This is a genomic window from Faecalibacterium langellae (genome assembly GCF_002549775.1).
Taxonomy (GTDB): Bacteria; Bacillota; Clostridia; order Oscillospirales; family Ruminococcaceae; genus Faecalibacterium; species Faecalibacterium langellae.
The window spans coordinates 186,226-207,055 of record NZ_NMTR01000004.1 but is presented as its reverse complement, the minus strand read 5'-3'; the positions used below and the strand labels follow the sequence as shown (position 1 = coordinate 207,055).

20 protein-coding genes and 1 riboswitch are annotated in these 20,830 nt (G+C 60.4%); of the genes, 11 read left to right on the top strand and 9 right to left on the bottom strand.

Annotated features, from left to right (window positions below):
- The first annotated feature begins 21 nt into the window (after positions 1 to 21).
- Together CGS49_RS02375 and CGS49_RS02370 are read left to right on the top strand one after the other, a co-directional pair.
- A complete protein-coding gene (locus tag CGS49_RS02375) occupies positions 22 to 1,023 on the top strand; it encodes a substrate-binding domain-containing protein (protein ID WP_097800328.1) in 1,002 nt (333 codons plus the stop codon).
- Between the two features lie 159 nt (positions 1,024 to 1,182).
- Positions 1,183 to 1,770 carry a transporter gene (locus tag CGS49_RS02370; protein WP_097800327.1) on the top strand — a complete coding sequence of 196 codons (588 nt, stop codon included), beginning with the start codon at positions 1,183 to 1,185 and terminating at the stop codon, positions 1,768 to 1,770.
- Positions 1,771 to 1,838: 68 nt separating this feature from the next.
- Here the strand turns inward: CGS49_RS02370 and plsY are convergent, their stop codons facing one another.
- From plsY to CGS49_RS02330, 8 genes are all read right to left on the bottom strand, one after another.
- Entirely contained in the window at positions 1,839 to 2,501 is a 663-nt protein-coding gene (plsY, locus tag CGS49_RS02365) for a glycerol-3-phosphate 1-O-acyltransferase PlsY (protein ID WP_097800326.1), read from the bottom strand.
- Positions 2,502 to 2,528: 27 nt separating this feature from the next.
- The gene (der, locus tag CGS49_RS02360) at positions 2,529 to 3,872 is read right to left on the bottom strand and encodes a ribosome biogenesis GTPase Der (RefSeq protein ID WP_097800325.1); all 1,344 of its coding nucleotides are present in this window, start codon (positions 3,870 to 3,872) and stop codon (positions 2,529 to 2,531) included.
- Positions 3,873 to 3,902: 30 nt separating this feature from the next.
- Positions 3,903 to 5,228, bottom strand: a complete 1,326-nt coding sequence (locus tag CGS49_RS02355) for a DUF512 domain-containing protein (RefSeq protein ID WP_097800324.1) — start codon at positions 5,226 to 5,228, stop codon at positions 3,903 to 3,905.
- A gap of 199 nt (positions 5,229 to 5,427) precedes the next feature.
- Positions 5,428 to 5,607, bottom strand: a complete 180-nt coding sequence (rpmF, locus tag CGS49_RS02350; RefSeq protein ID WP_005920250.1) for a 50S ribosomal protein L32 — start codon at positions 5,605 to 5,607, stop codon at positions 5,428 to 5,430.
- A gap of 26 nt (positions 5,608 to 5,633) precedes the next feature.
- Positions 5,634 to 6,134: a YceD family protein gene (locus CGS49_RS02345; RefSeq protein ID WP_097800323.1), complete on the bottom strand. Its 501-nt coding sequence runs from the start codon at positions 6,132 to 6,134 to the stop codon at positions 5,634 to 5,636.
- 143 nt (positions 6,135 to 6,277) lie between these two features.
- The gene (locus tag CGS49_RS02340) at positions 6,278 to 6,682 is read right to left on the bottom strand and encodes a hypothetical protein (protein WP_097800322.1); all 405 of its coding nucleotides are present in this window, start codon (positions 6,680 to 6,682) and stop codon (positions 6,278 to 6,280) included.
- A 64-nt stretch (positions 6,683 to 6,746) separates the two neighbouring features.
- Positions 6,747 to 8,078, bottom strand: a complete 1,332-nt coding sequence (locus tag CGS49_RS02335; protein WP_097800321.1) for a glucose-6-phosphate isomerase — start codon at positions 8,076 to 8,078, stop codon at positions 6,747 to 6,749.
- A 214-nt stretch (positions 8,079 to 8,292) separates the two neighbouring features.
- Positions 8,293 to 9,540, bottom strand: a complete 1,248-nt coding sequence (locus CGS49_RS02330; RefSeq protein WP_097800320.1) for a D-alanyl-D-alanine carboxypeptidase family protein — start codon at positions 9,538 to 9,540, stop codon at positions 8,293 to 8,295.
- A gap of 187 nt (positions 9,541 to 9,727) precedes the next feature.
- Here CGS49_RS02330 and mtaB point away from each other — a divergent pair, with 187 nt between their 5' ends.
- The 3 genes from mtaB (at position 9,728) to CGS49_RS02315 (ending at position 13,537) form a co-directional block, all read left to right on the top strand.
- On the top strand, positions 9,728 to 11,023 hold the full coding sequence (gene mtaB / locus CGS49_RS02325; protein ID WP_097800319.1) for a tRNA (N(6)-L-threonylcarbamoyladenosine(37)-C(2))-methylthiotransferase MtaB: 1,296 nt from the start codon (positions 9,728 to 9,730) through the stop codon (positions 11,021 to 11,023).
- Positions 11,024 to 11,272: 249 nt separating this feature from the next.
- Positions 11,273 to 12,823: a 4Fe-4S dicluster domain-containing protein gene (locus CGS49_RS02320; RefSeq protein WP_097800318.1), complete on the top strand. Its 1,551-nt coding sequence runs from the start codon at positions 11,273 to 11,275 to the stop codon at positions 12,821 to 12,823.
- Between the two features lie 240 nt (positions 12,824 to 13,063).
- The gene (locus CGS49_RS02315) at positions 13,064 to 13,537 is read left to right on the top strand and encodes a pilin (protein WP_097800317.1); all 474 of its coding nucleotides are present in this window, start codon (positions 13,064 to 13,066) and stop codon (positions 13,535 to 13,537) included.
- Positions 13,538 to 13,583: 46 nt separating this feature from the next.
- Here CGS49_RS02315 and CGS49_RS02310 read toward each other — a convergent pair whose 3' ends face one another.
- The gene (locus tag CGS49_RS02310; protein WP_097800316.1) at positions 13,584 to 13,790 is read right to left on the bottom strand and encodes a hypothetical protein; all 207 of its coding nucleotides are present in this window, start codon (positions 13,788 to 13,790) and stop codon (positions 13,584 to 13,586) included.
- Positions 13,791 to 13,977: 187 nt separating this feature from the next.
- Here CGS49_RS02310 and CGS49_RS02305 point away from each other — a divergent pair, with 187 nt between their 5' ends.
- From CGS49_RS02305 to secA, 6 genes are all read left to right on the top strand, one after another.
- Positions 13,978 to 14,814 (top strand): bifunctional hydroxymethylpyrimidine kinase/phosphomethylpyrimidine kinase, encoded by an 837-nt coding sequence (locus CGS49_RS02305; protein WP_242975327.1) that lies wholly within the window; start codon positions 13,978 to 13,980, stop codon positions 14,812 to 14,814.
- Positions 14,815 to 14,826: 12 nt separating this feature from the next.
- Positions 14,827 to 15,333: a tRNA (cytidine(34)-2'-O)-methyltransferase gene (locus tag CGS49_RS02300; RefSeq protein WP_097800315.1), complete on the top strand. Its 507-nt coding sequence runs from the start codon at positions 14,827 to 14,829 to the stop codon at positions 15,331 to 15,333.
- On the top strand, positions 15,324 to 16,214 hold the full coding sequence (locus CGS49_RS02295; protein ID WP_097800314.1) for a DegV family protein: 891 nt from the start codon (positions 15,324 to 15,326) through the stop codon (positions 16,212 to 16,214). Before CGS49_RS02300 ends, CGS49_RS02295 begins: the two co-directional genes overlap by 10 nt.
- A 225-nt stretch (positions 16,215 to 16,439) precedes the next feature.
- A riboswitch (PreQ1-III riboswitch) is annotated at positions 16,440 to 16,539 on the top strand.
- An 8-nt stretch (positions 16,540 to 16,547) separates the two neighbouring features.
- Positions 16,548 to 17,075 carry a QueT transporter family protein gene (locus tag CGS49_RS02290; RefSeq protein WP_097800313.1) on the top strand — a complete coding sequence of 176 codons (528 nt, stop codon included), beginning with the start codon at positions 16,548 to 16,550 and terminating at the stop codon, positions 17,073 to 17,075.
- 25 nt (positions 17,076 to 17,100) lie between these two features.
- On the top strand, positions 17,101 to 17,751 hold the full coding sequence (locus tag CGS49_RS02285; protein WP_097800312.1) for an HAD family hydrolase: 651 nt from the start codon (positions 17,101 to 17,103) through the stop codon (positions 17,749 to 17,751).
- 211 nt (positions 17,752 to 17,962) lie between these two features.
- A complete protein-coding gene (secA, locus tag CGS49_RS02280; protein ID WP_097800311.1) occupies positions 17,963 to 20,803 on the top strand; it encodes a preprotein translocase subunit SecA in 2,841 nt (946 codons plus the stop codon).
- Positions 20,804 to 20,830: the final 27 nt, after the last annotated feature.

Below are 20,830 nucleotides of genomic sequence, written 5' to 3'. Positions count from 1 at the left end.
CCAACTTGGGAGGGACTTCTTATGAAAAACGCAAAAATCACCCGCCGCAGCTTTCTGCTGGGCCTAGCCGCCTGCTCGGCGGCGGGCGTTCTTACCGCCTGCAAGGGTTCGGATGCACCCGCCAGCAGTGCTTCTGCCGCACCGGAAGCGCCCGCTTCCTCGGTGAGCGAAGTGCCGCCCGTCAGCCTGTTTGCCGTGGAGGACTTCCCCAAGCTGGACGGCAGCACGGCCTGCATCCCGCTGATGGCTCAGATGATGGCCGACACGACCGGCATCGACCTGGAAGCCGCCCAGAGCGCTATTTCGGTCTCCACCACCGCCTATGCGTGGGAGAGCTTCGGCCTGTACCCGGATGAGGATTACACCGCCAGGATGCTGGTGGTATACGAAGCGCCGGATTACGTGAAGGATGAGCTGAAGGAAGCCGACGCTCAGCTGGAGCAGAAGCCCATCGGCCGGGATGCGCTGGTGTTCATCGTTAATGAAGAAAACCCGGTCAAGAGCCTGACCCGGCAGCAGCTGAAGGACATCTACGCCGGTAAGATCACCAACTGGAAGGAGGTCGGCGGCGATGATCTCGACATCGTAGCCTTCCAGCGCAGCGAGGACTCCGGCAGCCAGACCCTATTCAAAAAGCTGCTCATTCAGGGCGGCGAACTGATGGACCCGCCCACCGAACTGGCTCCCACCGCTATGGGCGAACTGGTGGACAGCCTTGCCGCCTACAACAACAGCGCCAACGCCATCGGCTTTTCGGTGTATTACTACATCGACCAGATGTACTCCCAGCCCGGCCTGCGGCTGCTGGCCGTGGATGGAGTCGAGCCTTCCAACGACACCATTGCCAGCGAGAAATACCCGCTGTGCAACGAATTCTACGCTGTTCTCCACGCAGACGCCGCCGCCGACAGCCCGGAGCGCCAGCTCTATGACTGGCTGGACACCGACGCCGGGCAGAACTGCATCCAGAAGTCCGGCTATGTAGCGGTGGGCCCGCAAACCACGGAAAGCACTGCAAACTGACCCGCAGCGGCATATTTTCACCGAAAGGCTTCCCTCCCCGCCGAGGGAAGCCTTTTTTGCTGTCTCGCCGTCGATTGACACCGTTCTGCATTTCTGCTACAATAAAGTCAGCTAGCCGTCGAACATTTTGCAGCAGATTGCCGAAAAGGAGAACACGTTATGGACCATCCTTCTTCTCATGTGGAAAGCCGCTGGCGCACCAAACTGCGCAACCGCATCATTCAGGCGTCCAGCCTGCTGGAGATCCTGCTCTCGGGCCTTGTGCTCGTCGGCCTGCTGCTCAGTGCCGTGCCGCTCATCAAGTGGATGCCGGGCCTGTTGATCGACGGCAACGAGGTGGAGATCCGCAGCTTTCTGGAACGCAGTCTCGACATCGTCATTGGCATCGAGTTCATCAAGATGCTGGCCAAGCACAGCCCCGGCAGCAGCCTGGAAGTGCTGCTGTACGCCATCGCCCGGCATCTGGTGGTGGGGCATGACTCCGCGCTGGAAAATCTGCTCAGCGTGGGGGCCATCGCGCTGATCTTCATCGTGCGCAAGTTCTTCTTTGTTCCGGCCTTTGGTGCCCACCTGCCGGATGGCCACCCGGCCCCGGACCTTTCCCCCAGCCAGAGCGGCATCCCGGCGGAGGAGTTCCTCACCCGGCTGAAAAAGCGCGCCGAAAACGAGGTGGCCGAAGCCATTCCTTCCGAAGAAGAAGACTTTGACGAGTACGATTTTGAACAGGCTGAGCCGGAACTGGAATAACACAAACAAAACCACCCCGCAGCGCTGCCGGAGACCCGGTACGCTGCGGGGTGGTTGCATTTACAGATTTATTTTTTATTGTGCTTACCGAAGCGGTACTCCTTGCCCTCACGGATGCGCTGGATGTTGGCACGATGCATGTAGATCACCATGCCGGACATGAAGCCCGAACCGATGGCGCACACCAGCATATCACCGGCGGCATAGCCCCGGATGACACCATAGAGGATGGTCAGCAGCGGGTAAAGCGCAGCCATGGCCACGCTGCCCAGCGACACCATGCCGGTGGGGATCAGGCACACGAGGAAGATGATGGCCAGAAACGGCAGCAGCACCGGCTGGATGGCCAGAATGGCACCGCCTGCCACCAGCACGCCCTTGCCGCCCTTGAAGCCGAAGTACAGCGGGTACAGATGGCCCAGCACTGCGAAAATCGCGGCCAGATACACGCCCAGATACGGCGAAACACCGGCGTCGGCGGGCAGCAGGTGGAACATCCACCGGCCGATGCACACAGCGGCAACGCCCTTGAGCACATCCACCGCCGCCGTCATGGCAGCGGCCTTCTTGCCGAAGGTGCGCAGCATGTTGGTCATACCGGCGGCACCGCTGCCGTGCTTGCGCACGTCATCGTGGTATACGAACTTGCTGATGAGGATGCCGGCGTCCACACTGCCCAGCAGATAGGCCTGCAGGATGGTGGCTGCGGCGATGAGGATCGTTTTCATCATAAAGCCAGATGCCTCCTTTGCGGGCGCTTACACGTCCTTTGCGCCCACTTCGCCGGAGCCGCGCTCGCGCACGACCAGACGGATGGGGGTGTGTTCCAGGCCAAAGTTCTCGCGGATCTGGTTGATGATATACCGCTGATAGCTGAAGTGGAACAGCTGCTTCGAGTTGACGAAGGCCACGAACGTGGGCGGGCGGGTGGATGCCTGGGTCAGGTAGAAGATCTTCAGGCGGCGGCCCTTGTCGCTGGGTGGCTGCATACGGGCCGTGGCGCGGGCCAGCATCTCGTTCAGCACACCGGTGGGCACGCGGGCACCGTTCTGGCTGTCCACGTCGCGGATGAGCTGCATCAGCTTGTTCACGTTGTAACCGGTCTGGGCCGAGATGAAGATGATGGGCGCATAGCCCATAAAGCTGAAGCACTCGGCATAGCCGCGGCGCTGCAGCTCCATGGTGTTGGTCTCCTTGCCTTCCACGGCGTCCCACTTGTTCACGACGATGATGCAGGCCTTGCCCTGCTCGTGGGCGTAACCGGCCACCTTGCTGTCCTGCTCGGTGAAGCCGACGGTGGCATCCACAAGGATCAGTGCCACGCGGCTGCGCTCCACAGCGGCCAGCGCACGCACCACCATATAGCGCTCCAGGCCGTCGGTGATGTTGCTGCGCTTGCGCAGACCGGCGGTATCGGTAAAGATGAACTTGCCATAAGCGTTGTCCACCGGGGTGTCAATGGCATCACGGGTGGTGCCCGCCTCGTTTGCCACGATCATGCGGTTCTCGCCCAGAATGCGGTTGGTCAGGCTGGACTTGCCCACGTTGGGGCGGCCGATGATGGCAACGGGGATGCGGTCTTCCTCCACCACGGTCTCGCTGAAATCGAGGTGGGCACACACAGCATCCAGCAGATCACCGGTGCCGTGGCCGTGCACGGACGAAATGGGCATCACCTCGTCAAAGCCGAGGTTGTAGAACTCGTACATCTCCATGGGGGCATCGCCCACCTTGTCGCACTTGTTCACGGCCAGAATGATGGGCTTGTGGCTGCGGCGCAGCATGTGGGCCACATCCTCGTCCGCGGCGGTCAGGCCGTCGCGCACGTCCACCACCATGATGATGCAGTCTGCAGTGTCAATGGCGATCTGGGCCTGCTCCCGCATGTGGGCCAGAATGCCCTCGGTAGCCTTGGGCTCAATACCGCCGGTGTCCACCAGCAGAAAGTCATGGCCGTTCCACTCGCAGTTGGCAAAAATGCGGTCACGGGTAATGCCCGGCGTGTCCTCCACAATGGCAAGGCGCTGACCGCACAGCTTGTTGAACAGGGTGGATTTGCCCACGTTGGGGCGGCCCACCACTGCTACGATCGGTTTGCTCATAGGGGTTCCTCCTTTCTATAACAAAAGGTTTTATGCTTTTCTTCTCCTTGCAATGTGCAGGCCGCTGCGCAGCAGAGCGCGGGCTTCGTCGCCGCCAGAGGTCGGCAGCACCTCCACCTTCACGCCCAGGCGCTGGGCCAGCTGATCGGTGGTGATATCGTCCAGAAAGGTATCCTTTTCTTCGCGCAGCATCACGGCAGGCACGCCCAACGTGCCGCTGGTCAGTTTGCCCTCGCACTGGGCAATGATGTCGGTGGCGGTCACAAGGCCTGCCACGCCCACATTGCCGCCGAAGAACTTGTTTTTGATGGTGTGCACCGTCACCTCGATCATGGGGTACTGGCGGTGCAGCTCGGCCATCATCTGGTTGATGAGGGGCGACGCCATCTCGCCGGTGACCACGTCCAGCTTTTTGGAGCCGAAGATGCGGTGCGGTTTTTCCAGCTCGTCCAGGAATTCCTTGGCGTACAGGCGCATCATGCCCACACCGTTTTCCAGCTGGTCAAAGTCCTCATAGAACTCCTCCGGCGGGATAGGCCGCCCGGCCTTGAGGTACCATTCATCGCTGGGATAAATGATGCGCTTGCCGTGGCGGCGCTTGCACTCGTCGCCGAATTCTTCCATGATGTCGATGACTTCGGCGCTGGTGGCGGCGTCGTAGGGCGTCTGCGGGAACAGATTTTTGCGGTAATCCGTCACGCCGCAGGGCACCGCCGCGATGCTCTGCACCATAGGGGTCAGCTCCAGCAGATCGCTCAGGGTGCGGCGCAGCTCGTCGCCATCGTTGATGCCGCGGCACAGCACCAGCTGGCAGTTGACGGCAATGCCGCCCTCCACCAGCCGCGGCAGGTACTTGAGCACCTCGCCGCCGCGCTTGTTGGCCAGCATCCGCACACGCAGCTGAGGGTTCGTGGTGTGCACCGAAATGTTAATGGGCGAGATGTGCATCTTGATGATGCGGTCGATCTCGTGGTCCTGCATGTTGGTCATGGTGATATAGTTGCCGAACAGGAAGGAGAGCCGCTCGTCGTCGTCCTTGAAGTAAAGACTCTCGCGCATGCCCGGGGGCAGCTGGTCAATGAAGCAGAACATGCAGTGGTTGGAGCAGGAGTGCTTCTGGTCGCCCAGATAGGTCTGGAAGTCGCAGCCGAAGGGGCCGCGCTCTGCACGCTGCACGTCCCACTCGCGGATGCCGTCCGCCACCCTTGCTTTCAGGTGGAAGCTTTTGCTGTCGGTATAAAAATCGTAGTCCAGGCTGTCGTTCAGCTCGTTTTCGTCCACGCTCAGCAGCTCGTCACCCGGGCCAAGGCCCAGCGCTTCCGCTTCGCTGCCGGGGTCCACCCGCGCGATCTTCATTGCCACAGCATCCACCTCCTTTTCCTTTTATAAAAAGGTATTTTCACGTACAAAAAGCTCTCCGCACCGGGAGAGCGACCGCCCGAAAGCGGCTGAGAGGGCTTCTGATTTGGATTTTCTCTGTTACAGAACAAGAAGGGGAAGGCGTGCGCCCTCCCCTTCTGTACATAACACCATTATGCCACCAATTCCGCGCAAATTAGGCCTTCTTGATGACTTCCTCGCCCTTGTAGTAACCGCAGTTGCCACATGCCTGGTGGGGGAGCTTCAGAGAGCCACAGTTGCTGCACTTGACCAGTGCGGGGGCCTCCAGCTTCCAAACATTGCTGCGACGCTTGTCGCGGCGGGCCTTGGAAAGATGTCTCTTAGGTACTGCCATATTTTTGCACCTCCTTGATGGGTTTATCAGTTCAGCAGTGATTTAAGGATCGCGAGCCTTGTGTCTACGGTAGCTTCGGTCTGCTCTGTCGGCTGACAGGTACATTCCGCTTTTTTCTTGCCGCACACGGGGCAGAGCCCGGCGCAGTCGGCACTGCAAAGCAGCACCGTGGGAATCTGGAACATGAACTCCTGGTTGAGCCATTCATCCACATCCAGATGGCCTTTTTCGTCCAGCGGAAGATCGAAATCCGGGTCATCCAGATCCCGCTCCTTGACCGTCCACTCCGTATCGACTACCTCATCCCGAACGACCGGGTCGAGGCAGCGGGCGCACTCTCCGTGCACCGATGCGTTTGCCCGCAGTGTCATCCGGATCTCGTCGCCGTCCGTCTCCGCGTCAAACACGGCCGTGACAGGCTGGGGGATCCTTGCCCCGGCATAATCATGTGCAGATAAATCACACTGAAACTCTGCATGATAAGGTTGTCTGCCGGTGGCGATAAACTTTCTCAGGTCAAATTGCATAGTACACCTCTGAAAGGCTGCTTTGTTAGTATATCTCCAACGCAGCCCTTTGTCAACACCAAAACAGGCAGAAAACCGAAAAAATTTAAATTTCCCGGTCCTCTGCCTGTTCAAAATGGTTCAGATCCCGAAATTCGCGTCGATTACAGGTACTTCTTCACGTCGTGGGGCAGAGCAGCCTCGTCTGCGCTGACGGTGACGGTGACCTTGACGGAGTCGCCTGCGATGGCGGCCATCTCGTCCAGCACAACGCCCAGACGGCTGATGTCGTGATCCAGCACCTTCAGGATGCCGTCGATGTACAGATCGGTGATATCGTAGTTGCTTGCCATCAGGCCTGCAACGAAGCCATACAGCATTTCGCCGCCGGCGATCTTATACTCGTCCAGGTCGATCAGACGTGCAGCAGGAGCGATGTCGTAGGTGAGCTTCATGCCCTTTTCCACGACGACCACGTTGCCCTTGGAGGTCTTGACCGCGTCATTGATCTGGTCGATCATCGCCTTGGTCTTGCCGGAGCCCTTGGTACCAACAATCAGTTTAATCATAGTTCAGTCCTCCTGTATTTTCCACGCCTTGCGGCGGGAGATCATTTTTTATAACGTCCTGTTTTTACTTCAGCTTGGCTTCCAGCTCAGCGGTCAGGCCCTCGTAGCCGGGCTTGCCCAGCAGGGCGAACATATTCTTCTTGTAGCTTTCCACGCCGGGCTGGTTGAAGGGGTTCACGCTCAGCAGGTAGCCGCTGCAGGCACATGCACGCCAGAAGAAGTAGATCAGGTAGCCCACATTGTAAGCGGACAGGTCGTCCACCTCGATCAGCACCTCGGGCACGCCGCCATCGGTGTGGGCGAGGATGGTGCCCTCCATGGCCTTGCGGTTGACCACGCTCATGTTCTGGTTTGCCAGGAAGTTCAGGCCGTCGAAGTTGCCCTCCAGCGGGTCAATGAACAGATCCTGTGCCGGCTTCTTCACATCCACGATGGTCTCGAACATGATGCGGGAGCCTTCCTGGATGAACTGGCCCATGGAGTGCAGGTCGGTGGAGAAGATGCAGCTTGCGGGGAACAGGCCCTTGTTGTCCTTGCCCTCGCTCTCGCCGAACAGCTGCTTGTACCACTCGTTCATCAGGGTGAAGTCCGGCTCGTAGCATTCCAGAATTTCCACGCTCTTGCCCTTGCGGTACAGGATGTTGCGGATGGCTGCATACTTGTAAGCGTCGTTATCGGGGCTCAGCACGGAGAAACGCTCCATGGCGTCGGCTGCGCCCTTCATCAGCTCGTCGATGTCGATGCCGGCGGCGGCGATGGGCAGCAGGCCCACAGCGCTCAGCACCGAGTAGCGGCCGCCCACGTCATCGGGGACCACGAAGGTGGGCCAGCCCTGTGCGTCGGCCAGCTGCTTCAGGGTGCCCTTGGCACGGTCGGTGGTGGCGTAGATGCGCTTGTTGGCTTCCTCGACGCCCATCTCCTTCTCCAGCAGCTCGCGCAGCACGCGGAAGGCCAGGCTGGTCTCGGTGGTGGTGCCGGACTTGGAGATGACGTTGATGGAGAAGCGCTTGCCCTTGCACAGGCTGATGATGTTGTTCAGATAGGTGGGGCTGATGCTGTTGCCGCAGAAGTAGATCTTCAGGCCGTCCTCGATCTCGTTGTGGTACATGCCCTTGACGGCCTCCACCACAGCGCGGGCACCCAGGTAGCTGCCGCCGATGCCGGCGACCACCAGTACGTCGGAATCCTCACGGATCTTGGCAGCGGCTGCCTTGATGCGGGCGAATTCTTCCTTATCATAGTCGCGGGGCAGGTACATCCAGCCCAGGAAGTCGTTGCCCGGGCCGGACTTTGCTTCCAGCTGTTTGTGGGCAGCTTCCACCTGCGGGTAGATGGCTGCATATTCCTCTCCGCTGATAAAACCGGAGAGGTGCTTCGTGTTCAGTGCAACACTCATTTTATTATAACCTCCAAAACGATTTTCGGGACCTTTGCCCCGCGAGGAAATATCTTGGTATAAGTGTACCGTTCCCTCCGGGTAAAGTCAAGGTCAAAATCCTTGGATTTCATACAATTTTAATAGTGTTTTTTTGTTTCTTCATCCAGAATTGTTCACACAGCCAGTTCCGTTCGGCGGTCCATTTTTTACTTTTAGACGGTAAAGCGTTCTTTCAACCACTCTGCCCGGTCAAAGTGCCCCACAGCAGGCCCAGCGCCGTGCCAAAATCCATCTCCGGCGCATCGGCCGCCGCGCAGATGTCGTACTCGCCCAGCACACTCTCCCCGGCCAGGATGCGCACCATGCCCACGGCCTGGCCCTGCTGCACCGGTGCATCCAGCTCGTCGGGCAGGGTGAGCTGCGCGGTGAGCTCGGCCGCGCTCTCCTTCGGCATCAGGATGCTTTCCGGCAGGGCGGAATATTCCAGTGGCACGCTCTCCTCGGCGCTGCCCCTTACCTTTATAAGGAGAGGCCGGTCTTCCATGGCGGGCAGCGGGGCCGCGCGCCATGCCGCAAAGCCATAGTCCAGCAGGGTGGTGGCCGCTTCGAACCGGTCTTTGCTGGAAGGTGCCCCCAGCACCACGGCGATCAGGTTCAGCCCGTCGCGGGTGGCGCTGGCGCTGATGCACACCCCAGCCCCGCCGGTGGTGCCGGTCTTCAGACCGGTGATGCCGTTATACCGCCGCAGCAGCTTGTTGGTGTTCACCAGCTGGGTGGCCCCGCCCCGCAGGGTGTCGGTCCAAATGCCGGTATAGTGCAGCACCTCCGGGCAGGTGGTCAAAATCTGGCGGCTCATGATGGCCACATCCCGGGCCGTGGAAAGGTGGCCTTCGGTATCCAGCCCGCAGGCGTTGTGGAAGGTGGTGTTCGTCATGCCCAGCTCGGCGGCGCGGTCGTTCATCATCTGGACAAAGCCCTGTTCGCTGCCGCCCACCAGCTCCGCCACCGCCACGGCGGCGTCGTTGGCCGAGGACACGCAGATGGCCTTGATCATCTCATCCAGCGTGAACTGCTCGCCGGGTTCCAGCCAGATCTGGCTGCCGCCCATGTGGTAGGCGTGCTCGCTCACGGGCACAAGGGTGTCCAGCGTCAGCCGCCCGTCGTGGATGGCCTCAAAGGTCAGCAGTAGGGTCATCACCTTGGTGATGGAGGCAATGGGCATCTGCTGGTCGGCATTTTTTTCATATAAAACGGTGCCGGTGTCCTGGTCGATCAGGCAGACCGCGCGGCAGTTGAGGGTCAAGTCCGGCTGCGCCGCCGTGAGCGCGGCGGGCTCCCCGGCCTCTGCTGCAGCCGTCTGCGCGGCGGCCGGTGCTTCCACCCACCGCAGGCCGCTGTCCTGTGCTGTGCCGAATGCCAGCGCAAACAGCCAGAAGCACACCACCCCTGCACACAAAAGCGCCAGATTTCTCCGTTCCATTCCGCTTCCCTCCCCGCACAAACTCTCTGGTTGCAGTGTATGCGGCAGCTGCGAGCGGCATGTCTGCCCGGTTTTCCACACAAAAGCACCTGCCTGTGCAAATTCCATCTTGCATGGCAGTGCTTTTGTGTTATATAATGAGGGGTACTGCAAATCGAATCCCTGTTTTGTCGAAAGGATATCCCTCATGCGAGTTTGTTTTTATACTCTGGGCTGCAAGGTCAACCTGAACGAGACCGGCGCGCTGGAACAGATGTTCCGCTCCAACGGCTTCACCGTCGCGCAGGAAGGTGAACCGGCTGATGTGTTCATCGTGAACAGCTGCACCGTCACCAACTTTGGCGACCAGAAAAGCCGCAAGTGGCTGCGCCGCAAAAAGCGCGAGAACCCCGGTGCCGTCACGGTGCTCACCGGCTGCTACCCGCAGGCCTTCCCGGAGGAAGCCGCCCAGTTCACCGAGGCCGACCTCGTGTGCGGCAACGGCGACCGCAAGGCCATTCTGGACAATGTACAAAAACTCCTGGACGGTCACGAGCGCATCGTTGCCATCACCCCCCACCAGCGCGGCGAAAAGTTTGAAGAACTGCCTGTGGAGCGGTTCGAGACCCACACCCGCGCTTTCATCAAGGTGGAGGATGGCTGCAACCGCCAGTGCGCCTACTGCGTCATCCCCCGCGCCCGCGGCCCGGTGCGCAGCCGCGATGAGGCCAGCATCCTGGCCGAGCTGCGTCAGCTGGCGGCTGCCGGCTACCGCGAGGTGGTGCTCAGCGCCATCTCCCTGCCCAGCTACGGCCTGGACACCGGCACGAACCTTGTGGAGCTGGTGGAAAGGTGCGCCGAGGTGCCAGGCATCGAGCGCATCCGTCTGGGCAGCCTGGACCCCGATATGCTCACGCCAGAGTTCATCACCCGCCTTGCCGCTGTGGACAAGCTCTGCCCGCAGTTCCACCTGAGCCTGCAGAGCGGCTGCACCGCCACCCTGCGCCGGATGCGCCGCGTCTACACCGCCGAGCAGTATGCACAGGTGGTGGACCAGATCCGCGCCGCCTACGGAGAGCGTCCGGTCAGCTTCACCACCGACTGCATCTGCGGCTTCCCCGGCGAGACCCAGGCCGATTTTGAGGAGAGCTGCGAATTTTTGAAGAAGATCGGCTTTTTGAAGGTGCACGTCTTCCCCTACTCCCGCCGCAGCGGCACCCCGGCCTACGACTTCCCCCAGCAGGTGCATGAGCGCGAAAAGCAGGAGCGCAGCCGCGTGATGAACGCGCAGGCCGAGGAGATCCGCCGGGAAGTGCTGGCGGCTTATGTGGGCACCGAGGACGACGTGCTGCTGGAAACGCCGCTTTCCGGCACCCTGTTCACCGGCTACACCCGGCTGTACATCCCGGTGGTGGTGTCTGCCCCGGGGCACAAGAGCGGCGAGATCGTGCATGTGCGCCTGGGCGAATACGACGGCGAACGGGTCCGCGCAGCGATCTGCTGATTTTCAGCCCTCATTTTTGGTTCTTTTATACAAAAGCACAAAAGCGCAAATTTTTAACAAATTTTGCGCTTTTTCTCTTTTCTTGCCACTCCCTTTATGGTAAAATGAAATTGGAATCTTCGGGCCGCAGCACCGTTTGCAGCGGTGTGGTACCAATGCGGCCCGTGCGCTCCGTCTTTTTCTGCGGCAGGTTCGCTGCCGGGGCGCGGAGCAGTCTGTTCGTTTTGAGCAAAGCAAGGAGAGATTGGAATGAGTTTCAGAGGAATCAATACCACGGTCATCCAGATCCGCCGTCAGGTGTTCACCGAGGTCGCCCGCATGGCCTACGCCAATGTCAAGGGTGAGCAGGCAAACCACCTGATGCGCAAGATCCCCTACACCATCATCCCCGGCGAGGAAGGCAAGCTGCGCAAGGACATCTTCCTGGAGCGCGCCATCGTTGAGGAGCGCGTCCGTCTGGCCATGGGCCTGCCCACCCGCCGCATGGACGAGCACAACAGCGTCGTCTCCGGTCTGGAAGATGCTTCCATCGCCGATAAGTACTATGATCCCCCGCTGGTGAACGTGATCAAGTTCGCCTGCAACCGCTGCCCGGAAAAGCTGGTCAAGGTCTCCGACCTGTGCCAGGGCTGTCTGGCCCACCCCTGTATGGAAGTGTGCCCCAAGAAGGCCATCACTTGGGAGAGCGGCCGCTCCACCATCGATCAGGACAAGTGCATCAAGTGCGGCCGCTGCGTCGGCGTGTGCCCCTACAACGCCATCGTCAAGACCGAGCGCCCCTGCGCAGCCGCCTGCGGCATGGGTGCCATCCACTCTGACGAGCTGGGCCGTGCCGAGATCGACTACAGCAAGTGCGTTTCCTGCGGCCAGTGCCTGGTCAACTGCCCCTTCGGTGCCATCGCCGACAAGGGCCAGATCTATCAGCTGATTCAGGGCTTCAACCGCGGCGACCGCATCTACGCGCTGGTGGCTCCCGCCTTCATCAACCAGTTCCCGGGTCTGGCCTCCACCGGCAAGCTCAAGGCCGCCCTGAAGGCCGTCGGTTTCTACGACGTGGTCGAGGTTGCCATCGGTGCCGACCTGTGCACCGTGGACGAAGCACACGACTTTTTGGAGGAAGTGCCCGAGAAGCTGAACTTCATGGCAACTTCCTGCTGCCCGGCATGGAGCATGATGGCAAAGACCGCCTTCCCCGATCTTGCCAAGAACATCTCCATGACCATGACCCCCATGGTGTTCACCGCCCGCATGATGAAGCAGAAGGACCCCGAGGCCCGCATGTGCTTCATCGGCCCCTGCGCCGCCAAGAAGCTGGAAGCTTCCCGCCGCACCGTCCGTTCGGACGTGGACTTCGTGCTGACCTTTGAGGAGCTGGCCGGCATCATCGAGGCCAAGGACATCGACACCAGCCTGCTGGAGGTGGACGAGGACGAAGCCCTGCACGCTGCATCCGCTGCAGGCCGCGGCTTTGCACAGTCCGGCGGCGTTGCCAAGGCCGTTGCCGACAAGATCAAGGAATGGCACCCCGACATGGAGGTCAAGATCGCATCCGCACAGGGCCTGGCCGAGTGCAAGAAGCTGCTGATGCTGGCCAAGGCCGGCAAGTACAACGGCTACCTGCTGGAAGGCATGGGCTGCCCGGGCGGCTGCATCGGCGGCGCAGGCACCATTGCCGACCCCGCACGCACCGCCGTCCAGCTGAACCAGTATATCAAGAAGGCTCCCTTCGCCGACCCGGAGCAGAGCCCCTTCATGAGCGAGATCCACGTTTTGAAGGATGACCCCAACTTTGAGGTCTAAGTACCGCTACTGATTTTCAAAGAGCCGCTTCTCCCGCCGGAGAGGCGGCTCTTTTCGTCGCATTTTCCACTGTATTCCGTCAATGTGCAACATTTTTGTGAAATAATTACGAAGCAGATTGACATTTTGCCCCAGCTATGCTATGGTAGCATTGACAAACCGGCTTTTCTCCACCATTTTGGCGTGTTCCCGCAAAGCCGGTAAAGAGCCGCCTTCTGCGGCAGGAAAGGCTGAATCTTTATGACAAGATCTTATAAACGCATCGGTTCCGTGGTGCTTTCGCTGGTGCTGCTGTGCATGCTGGCACTGGGCGCAGGCGCTGCTTCCAGCTCCAAGGTGGGCGTCAAGTTCTGGAAGGAAAAGTCCGATAAGGAGTCCATGGCCAACACCGGCATCGACGCGGACCGCGACGCCACCCTCACCCGCCAGTCCAACGGCACCTACACCCTCACCCTGCCCATTCAGCAGGTGAGCAAGATGGGCGTCACCGGCTATTTGTCCGGCCTGACCATCGGCGACGTGACCTACTCCGGCACCGTCTCCGGTGATATCTCCAAGGGCACGGCCGTGCTCACCATCAAGAACCTGCCCGCGTCCGTGCTGACCGGCAGTGACGCCAACAAGGCGCTGACCGTCACCTGCAACATCCAGATGGACCTGAGTGTCCTGGGCGAGATCAACACCACCGCCCGCATGTGCATCTGGGTAAAGTAAGTGTTCAAAAAAGAACGCCGTTCCGTTCGGAACGGCGTTTTTTTTTTTAGCCTTCCATGTGCTTTTCCACAAAGTCGCCGACCATTTTGTCCAGCTGCAGCACGGCGTTCTCTGCACCCTTCATCACCTTGCGGGTGGTGCGGCGCAGCTGGCGCTGGTTCTGGGTGGCGGCCATGACGCCCACGGCACCCAGAGCCGCACCGGCCGCCATGCCCAGCAGCATTCCGGAAGAACTGTTCGTTTCGTGTTTCATGTTGCAAAACTCCTTTCGGTGAAAAGATCCGGTCTCCGGCATTATTATTTCCTGTAAACTATCTGGTATCCGCTTTTTTTATGCAGAAATTTGTGGTATACTGTTCTACGATGTTTATGATGGGGTGTTGTGTGCGGGTCCACCCGGCCGCAGCCCATTCTGCATACTGGTAAGGAGGTTCCCTTATTTGATATATCCTGTTGAACCCAAAAAAGTTCTCTGCATCCACGATCTGTCCGGTATGGGCCGGTGCAGCCTGGCGGTGATCCTGCCGGTGCTGTCGGTCATGGGCGTGCAGCCCGTGGCCCTGCCCACGGTGGTGCTCTCCACCCACACCGGCGGCCTGGGCGACCCCGCCCGGCTGGACGGCAGCACCTACGGCGCGCAGGCGCTGGAGCACTACCGTGCCCTGGGTGTGGAGTTTGACTGCATCTATACCGGCTATCTGGGCGGCGAAGCGCAGGTGGCCCTGGCCGAGAAAGCCTTTGCCCTGTGGCCCGCCGCCAAAAAGGTGGTGGACCCGGTGATGGGCGATAACGGCAAGGCCTACTCCACCGTCACCCCGGCACTGATCGACCGCATCCGGGCGCTGTGCCAGGCGGCGGACCTGATCCTGCCCAACTACACCGAGGCCCAGCTTCTGCTGCAGCGCACGCCCCAGACCGAGCCCCTCACCGACGAGGCCGCACAGGCCCTGGCCGACGAGCTGACCGCCATCGCCCCGGGCGCGGTGGTCACCGGCCTGCCGCTGGGGCAGTACATCGGCTGCGCGGGCAGCGGCAGCGACCGCTTCCTTGTCAAGAAGCTGCACATCCGCCGCAGCTTCCCCGGCACAGGCGACTTGTACGGCGCGGTGCTGATTGGCTCGCTGCTGCAGGGCAACGCCCTGAGTGCTGCCGCCGACAACGCCGCCGAGTTCGTGGCCCTGGCCATCCAGAACACCCCGCCGGAACAGGACACCCGGTTCGGCGTCTGGTTCGAGCCCCTGCTGCCCCGGCTGTGCCCGGTGGCCTGGAACGACTGAGGGGGTGCACCGATGAGCGAAAAACCGACGCTGAACATCGTGCTGGTGGAGCCGCGCATCCCGCAGAACACCGGCAATGTGGCCCGCACCTGCGCCTGCACGGCCTGCCGATTGCATCTGGTGGGCCCCATGGGCTTTGCCATTGACGACAAGAAGCTCAAGCATGCGGGTCTGGACTACTGGCATTACCTCGACATCAGCTACTACGACAGCCTTGACGAGTTCTTTGCCAAAAACAGCGGCCCCTATTATTACTTCACCACCAAGGCACCCCAGCGCTACACCGACGTACAGTACCCGGACGGTGCCTATCTGGTGTTCGGGCGGGAGGATGCCGGCCTGCCGGAAGCACTGCTTGCCGCCAACCAGGAGCACTGCATCCGGATGCCCATGCGGGATACCTGCCGCAGCCTGAACCTTTCCAACAGCGTGGCCGTGGGCGTTTACGAAGTGCTGCGCCAGTGGGACTTCCCGGAGCTGTTGGACCACGGACACTTACGAGATTACGAATGGAAATGAGGGACATTATGAGCAAGATCGCGATCCTGACCGATTCCTCCTGCGACATGCCGCAGGAACTGGCCGAGAAGTACGGCATCGACATCATGAGCTTCCACATCCTGCTGGACGATGTGGATTACGTTGAGCGGGAAAGCTGCACCAACACCGAGTTCTACGATAAGATGCGCGCAGCCAAGGGTGTGCCTTCCACAGCCGCCATCACGCCCATCCAGTTCTGCGAGAAGTACTGCCAGTATGTGGACGAGGGCTACACCGATGTCATCCATGTGCCCATCAATAAATCCGGTTCCTCCACCTACAACAACGCCCTGATGGCCCAGGGCATGCTGCGGGAGGAGCGCCCGGAGCACCACCTGAAGATCCACCTGCTGGACCCCCACACCTATTCTATGGTGTTCGGCTGGTACCTGTGCGAGATGGCCCGCAAGCTGCAGAACGGTGCCGAGATCAGCCACGTCATCCAGGAGTTTGAAAAGCAGATGAACTGCATGGAGATCATCCTGGGACCCTACACCCTGAAGCAGATGAAAAAGAGCGGCCGCATCTCCGCCGCCGCTGCCGTCATGGGCGAGCTGATGGGCATCCGCCCCATCATCACCCTGATCGACGGCAAGACCAAGGTGGAGAGCAAGGTGCGCGGCGACGACAAAGTTGTGCCCGCCATGGTGGAGCTGTGCAAAAAGCGCGCTGAGGGCGTGGAAGACTTTGAATATATGATCGGCCACACCAACATCAAGCAGGCCGAGGACCTGGAAAAGGCCTGCCGCAAGGCCTTTGGCAAGGCCCCGCTCATCGTCTTTGAGCTGGGCGGTGTCGTCTCGGCCAACACCGGCCCCGACACCGTGGCACTGGTGTACACCGGGCATCCGCGCGGATAACACCCAATTTTAATAGCCTCCGCTTTCACTCTGGCTGTTTCAGCGGTAATTATGTTTTTATTTTGAGGTTCCGAAAAGCCTGCGGGCTTTTCGGAACCTCTTTTTCACCGGAAGGGTCCAAGCCAAAACCTGCATCTGTACCTGATTCTGCGGAAATTCGTTGCAATTTGCCAAAATTTATGCTATACTCCCTTCTGCCGTGCTTTTTTGCGCGGCATCCTGTAAGAGCAACTTAGGATTTTAGGCTCCCCGGCGTGTCTCGAACCATGCCGGGCAAACCCGCAGGGGCTGGCGGCCCTGCGAGGTCAAAATCTTCCCGCTGGAGTTATTATCATGAATCAGAATTCTTCCGTCCGTAAACTGGTGCGCTGCGGCGTGGTCGCAGCCATTTATGTGGTGCTGTGCATGGTCCTGCAGCCTTTCTCCTATGGTGCGGTGCAGGTGCGCGTAGCCGAGGCGTTGTGCCTGCTGCCCGTGTTCGGTGCCGAGTACATTGCAGGCGTGGTGCTGGGCTGCTTCCTTTCGAACCTGCTGGGCTCCACCATCGTGGATGTCATCTTCGGCACCCTGGCTACCCTGCTGGCCTGCCTGGTCACCTACAAGCTGCGGAACATCCGTATCAAGGGTCTGGCCATCCCGGCCAGCCTGCCGCCGGTGCTGTTCAATGCCGTGATCATCGGCATTGAGATTGCTGTCATGTTCCCGGACCCCTCCTCCAGCGCACCCATCTGGCTGGCCTGCATCACTAACGGCATCTCCGTTGGCATCGGTGAGCTGATCAGCTGCACCATTCTGGGTGTGCTGCTGGTGAAGATCATCGAAAGCAGCAAGGCCCTGAACAAAATTTTTGCCGAGGCATAAGCGGCTTTGCCGCAGGAGGTTTCCCATGCAGCCAAACGGTATGATCTTCTGGGACTGGAACGGCACCCTGCTGGATGATGTTGATTTCACCCACGGATGCCTGAACTGGATGCTGGAAGTCCACGGCTACCCCCAGCGGTACGATCTGGCCGCCTACCGGGAAATTTTCGGCTTTCCCATTGAGGAATACTACATTCGCGCCGGTTTCGACTTTGCAAAGCACCCCTACCCGGAGCTGGCCGAACGCTTCATGGAACACTACAACGCCGGGGTGGACGCCTGTCCCCCGTCTGCACATGCCGCCGATACGCTGGCCGCGCTTTCGCGCCGGGGCTGGCGGCAGAGCGTGCTTTCCGCCTCCCGCCGGGACTACCTGATCGAGCAGGTGGCCGCGCGGGGCCTGCAGGGCTTTTTCACCGAGTTGCTCGGCCTTGCAGACATTTACGGCGTGAGCAAGGTGCAGGTGGGCAAAGCCTGGCTGGACCAAAGCGGCATCGACCCCGCCGCCTGCGTGATGATCGGCGACACCCAGCACGACGCCGAGGTAGCAAAGGCTCTGGGCACAAAATGCGTGCTCTACACCGGCGGGCATCAGTCCCGCGCCCGACTCGAAGCCGTGTGCCCGAACGTCATCGACGATCTGGCCCAGCTGCCCCGGCTGCTGGAAAAATTATAAAGTAAAAAGCAAAAGCCGTCTGCTGTGCAGACGGCTTTTGCTTTTTCACGCCTCTTCCCGCGCGAATTTACAGAAAATTCATGCAAAAAGCGGCTAAAATATCGCTGTAGGTTTGACGCGTCTGCCGCTTTGGTGTATCATATAGGAGTATTGATATGTCCATTTTCCGGGCGCTTGTATGGCCCGAATTTTGATTTATGAGGTGTGACCAATGTCCCTTGTTGAAAAACTCTTTGGCAGCTTCTCCGACCGGGAGCTGAAAAAGGTGAACCCCATCGCCAAGCAGGTGCTGGCACTGGAGGAAAAATATGCAGCCATGCCGGACGCCGAACTGCAGGCCCAGACCCCGGCCCTCAAACAGCAGCTGGCCGACGGCAAAACGCTGGACGATATCCTGCCGGACGCATTCGCCGTCTGCCGCGAAGCCGCGTGGCGCGTGCTGGGCATGAAGCACTTCCCGGTGCAGGTCATCGGCGGCATCGCGCTGCACCGCGGCGACATTGCCGAGATGCAGACCGGTGAAGGCAAGACCCTCGTGGCCACCCTGCCCGCCTACCTGAATGCCCTGACCGGCGAGGGCGTGCATGTCGTCACCGTCAACGATTACCTGGCCAAGCGCGACAGCGAGTGGATGGGCAAGCTTTACCGCTGGCTGGGCCTGTCCGTGGGCCTGATCGCACAGGGCATGGACGGCGACGCCCGCCGCGAAGCCTACGCAGCCGATATCACCTACGGCACCAACAATGAGTTCGGCTTCGACTACCTGCGCGACAACATGGTGACCTACAAGGCCAACATGGTGCAGCGCGGCCACGCCTATGCCATCGTCGATGAGGTGGACTCCATTCTGATCGACGAAGCCCGAACCCCGCTGATCATCTCCGGCCGCGGCGAGGACTCCTCCAGCCTGTACACCCAGGTGGACCGCTTTGTGCGCACCCTGCGCAAGAGCGTTGTCGTGGAACTGGAAGATAAGGTCTCCACCGACGAGCAGGCCGACGGCGATTACGTCGTGGACGAAAAGCACAAGACCTGCACCCTGACCGCCAGCGGTATCAAGAAGGCCGAGGCTTACTTCAAGATCGAGAACCTTGCCGCCGCCGAGAACATGACCCTTGCCCACCACATCGACCAGGCCATCAAGGCTTACGGCGTGATGCAACGGGACATCGACTATGTGGTCAAGGACGGTCAGGTCATCATCGTGGACGAGTTCACCGGTCGTCTGATGATCGGCCGCCGCTACAACGAAGGCCTGCATCAGGCCATCGAGGCCAAGGAGGGCGTGAAGATCGCCGCCGAGAGCAAAACGCTGGCCACCATCACCTTCCAGAACTACTTCCGCATGTACAAAAAGCTGTCCGGCATGACCGGTACCGCCAAGACCGAGGCCACCGAGTTTACCGAAATTTACGGTCTGAACATCGTCAGCGTGCCCACCAACCGTCCGGTGCAGCGCAAGGACTACCCGGACGCCATCTATAAGACCATCAACGGCAAATACAACGCCGTCATCCAGCAGGTGCTGGAATGCCACCAGAAGGGCCAGCCCGTGCTGGTGGGTACTGTCAGCGTGGAAAAGAGCGAAACGCTGGCCAAGATGCTGCAGAAGTACACTCGCGACTTCAACGTGCTGAACGCAAAGAACCACGAACGCGAAGCCGAGATCGTGGCACAGGCCGGCAAGAAAGGCGCCATCACCATCGCCACCAACATGGCGGGCCGTGGTACCGATATCATGCTGGGCGGCAACGCCGAATTCATGGCCAAGGCCCAGATGCGCAAGGAGCACTTCTGCGAGAACCTGCTCAGCCCCGAAAAGCCCGAGGACGCCGATCCGGCTGCGGTGGAGATGCTGCTGACCGAGGCCAACGGCCACGGCGACACCGAGGATGCCAACATCCTTGCCGCCCGCAAGCGCTTCGACGAGCTGTATGCCCAGTGCAAGCCCCAGATCGACGCCGAAGCAGAGCAGGTGCGTGCTGCAGGCGGTCTGTTCATCATCGGCACCGAGCGCCACGAGAGCCGCCGCATCGACAACCAGCTGCGCGGCCGTGCCGGCCGTCAGGGCGACCCCGGTGCCTCCCGCTTCTACCTGAGCCTGGAAGACGACCTGATGCGTCTGTTTGGCGGCGACCGCGTCTCCGGACTGATGGACACCCTGAAGATCGACGAGGACACCCCCATCGAGAACCGCATGATCACCAGCACGCTGGAAAGCGCCCAGAAGAAGCTGGAAGGCCGCAACTTCGAGATCCGCAAAAACGTGCTGAAGTACGACGACGTGATGAACCAGCAGCGCGAGATCATCTACGGCCAACGCCGCAAGGTGCTGGATGGCGAGGACATCAGCGCCGAGATGCACAACATGCTGCGGGAGAACATCGACTCCAGCTGCGGGCAGTTCCTAGCCGGTGACGTGAAGGATGACTGGGACTTTGGTGCCCTGCGCCGCCACTATCAGGGCTGGCTGACCACCGACGAGGACTTCCACTACACGGTGGCCGACTTCGACGACATCTCCCGCCAGGGCATCGCCGACCAGCTCTATGACCGCGGCATGAAGATCCTGGCGGACAAAGAGCAGCGCTACGGCGCTCCCGTCATGCGTGAGTTGGAGCGCATCTGCCTGCTCAAGTGCGTGGATCGCCAGTGGATGGACCACATCGACAACATGGACCAGCTGCGTCAGGGCATCGCACTGCGCGGCTATGGCCAGAAGGACCCCGTTGTGGAGTACCGCATCGAGGGCTTTGACATGTTCGACCAGATGGTGGATTCCATCCGCGAGTCCAGCATCAAGATGCTGCTGACCATTGAGATCCGTCAGGCCGGTGCTGCCCCCAAGCGTGAGCAGGTGGCCAAACCCACCGGTGAAGGCTTCGTGCCCGGCAACGGTGCCCCCGGTGCCAAGGGTGCGCCCCACGGCCAGCCGGTGCGGGTGATCAAGATCGGCCGCAACGACCCCTGCCCCTGCGGCAGCGGCCTGAAGTGGAAAAAGTGCACCTGCGCCAAGTACCACCCGGATGGAGCCAACACCGGAGAAAACTAAAGAAGAATCTGTAAAAGCCCCCGGAAT